This window comes from Zunongwangia sp. L-65, from assembly GCF_056859415.1.
In genome coordinates this window covers 1-2,582 of record NZ_JBSXOK010000008.1, presented here as the reverse complement: position 1 = coordinate 2,582, position 2,582 = coordinate 1, and the positions used below count along the sequence as shown (strand labels likewise).

Below are 2,582 nucleotides of genomic sequence, written 5' to 3'. Positions count from 1 at the left end.
GACACTATCCCGCAAAGTGTGTAAAGTTAAAATAACAGGGGTTGGACTTTTTAAAGTCTGACCCTTTTTTCATAGATCGTAAGGAACTGATTTAAGATAATGCCCCAGTTCCTGATAGGCATTGACCACTTCTTAGTGGCTTCCCTTGTAGCCAAATATACTGATTTCATCACTGCCTCATCTGTCGGGAAAGACAGTTTGTTTTTAGTATACTTCCTGATTTTCCCATTGAGGTTCTCGATAAGGTTCGTGGTATAAATGATTTTTCTTATTTCCAGGGGAAACTCAAAGAATATCGTGAGGTCTTCCCAGTTGTCCCTCCAACTTTTAATAGCATAAGAATATTTACTTTCCCATAGCTTTGCAAAATCATCCAGGGCAGCTTTAGCAGCTTGCTGGTTAGGTGCATTGTAGATATGCTTCATATCTGCTGTAAAGGCTTTTTTGTCCTTCCATACCACATACCTGCAAGCGTTACGTATTTGATGCACCACACAGATTTGGGTTTTGGACTCAGGGAATACGTTCCTGATAGTATCGGTAAACCCGTTTAGATTGTCGGTAGCCGTGATAAGGATATCTTCAGTTCCCCTGGATTTTATATCGGTAAGGACACTCATCCAAAAGGCTGCAGATTCATTTTTGCCCAACCAAAGTCCCAAAACTTCTTTCTTTCCATCTCTGCGAAGTCCTACTGCTATGTATATGGTCTTGTTAATCACCTTGGAGTTCTCCCGTACTTTGAATACGATCCCATCCATCCAAACAATAAGATATACGGGTTCTAAAGGACGGTTCTGCCAGGCCACAATATCTTCGGTAACCTTTTCGGTAATCCTTGAGATGGTGGATGTGGAAACCTCAAAATTATAAACTTCCCTGATCTGTTCTTCGATATCGCTATTGCTCATTCCTTTGGCATACAGCGATACAATAACATTTTCAATCCCATCGACCATATTGCCACGTTTGGGGACAATCATCGGATTAAAAGAAGCATCCCGATCTCTGGGGACCTGGATCTGGGATTCCCCAAAAGAGGTGCAAACCCTTTTTTGACCAAAACCATTTCGGGTGTTGGGATTGTCGGATTTCTGGCTTTTATCATAGCCTAGATGGCCATCCAATTCGCCTTCCAGCATTTTCTCAATGCCACGTTTCTGCAGTTGTTTTAAAAAGCCATTGAGCTCATCTCCACTTTTGAACTGCTTTAAAAATTCATCGCTAAATAAATCTTCTTTTTTCATACTGTGTAAAATTTAAAATTAGACAAAAAAAATAACAGGGGTCGCGACCCCTGTTATTTTTTTTGTCTAATTTTAAATTTTACACAGTATGAAAAAAGAAGATTTATTTAGCGATGAATTTTTAAAGCAGTTCAAAAGTGGAGATGAGCTCAATGGCTTTTTAAAACAACTGCAGAAACGTGGCATTGAGAAAATGCTGGAAGGCGAATTGGATGGCCATCTAGGCTATGATAAAAGCCAGAAATCCGACAATCCCAACACCCGAAATGGTTTTGGTCAAAAAAGGGTTTGCACCTCTTTTGGGGAATCCCAGATCCAGGTCCCCAGAGATCGGGATGCTTCTTTTAATCCGATGATTGTCCCCAAACGTGGCAATATGGTCGATGGGATTGAAAATGTTATTGTATCGCTGTATGCCAAAGGAATGAGCAATAGCGATATCGAAGAACAGATCAGGGAAGTTTATAATTTTGAGGTTTCCACATCCACCATCTCAAGGATTACCGAAAAGGTTACCGAAGATATTGTGGCCTGGCAGAACCGTCCTTTAGAACCCGTATATCTTATTGTTTGGATGGATGGGATCGTATTCAAAGTACGGGAGAACTCCAAGGTGATTAACAAGACCATATACATAGCAGTAGGACTTCGCAGAGATGGAAAGAAAGAAGTTTTGGGACTTTGGTTGGGCAAAAATGAATCTGCAGCCTTTTGGATGAGTGTCCTTACCGATATAAAATCCAGGGGAACTGAAGATATCCTTATCACGGCTACCGACAATCTAAACGGGTTTACCGATACTATCAGGAACGTATTCCCTGAGTCCAAAACCCAAATCTGTGTGGTGCATCAAATACGTAACGCTTGCAGGTATGTGGTATGGAAGGACAAAAAAGCCTTTACAGCAGATATGAAGCATATCTACAATGCACCTAACCAGCAAGCTGCTAAAGCTGCCCTGGATGATTTTGCAAAGCTATGGGAAAGTAAATATTCTTATGCTATTAAAAGTTGGAGGGACAACTGGGAAGACCTCACGATATTCTTTGAGTTTCCCCTGGAAATAAGAAAAATCATTTATACCACGAACCTTATCGAGAACCTCAATGGGAAAATCAGGAAGTATACTAAAAACAAACTGTCTTTCCCGACAGATGAGGCAGTGATGAAATCAGTATATTTGGCTACAAGGGAAGCCACTAAGAAGTGGTCAATGCCTATCAGGAACTGGGGCATTATCTTAAATCAGTTCCTTACGATCTATGAAAAAAGGGTCAGACTTTAAAAAGTCCAACCCCTGTTATTTTAACTTTACACACTTTGCGGGATAGTGTC

Annotated in this window: 2 protein-coding genes; one reads left to right on the top strand and one right to left on the bottom strand. The window is 40.7% G+C overall.

The features are described 5' to 3' along the window. Positions 1–50: 50 nt before the first annotated feature. The gene (locus tag AC13DP_RS00140) at positions 51–1,247 is read right to left on the bottom strand and encodes an IS256 family transposase (RefSeq protein ID WP_013069803.1); all 1,197 of its coding nucleotides are present in this window, start codon (positions 1,245–1,247) and stop codon (positions 51–53) included. A gap of 88 nt (positions 1,248–1,335) precedes the next feature. On the opposite strand from AC13DP_RS00140, the gene AC13DP_RS00135 reads away from it, so the two are divergent. Then, entirely contained in the window at positions 1,336–2,532 is a 1,197-nt protein-coding gene (locus tag AC13DP_RS00135) for an IS256 family transposase (protein WP_013069803.1), read from the top strand. The last annotated feature ends 50 nt before the right edge of the window (positions 2,533–2,582 follow it).

Bases quoted from the DNA above. Each gene is read 5' to 3' on its own strand.
- AC13DP_RS00140 (WP_013069803.1), bottom strand. From the start codon at position 1,247: ATGAAAAAAGAAGATTTATTTAGCGATGAATTTTTAAAGCAGTTCAAA.
- AC13DP_RS00135 (WP_013069803.1), top strand. From the start codon at position 1,336: ATGAAAAAAGAAGATTTATTTAGCGATGAATTTTTAAAGCAGTTCAAA.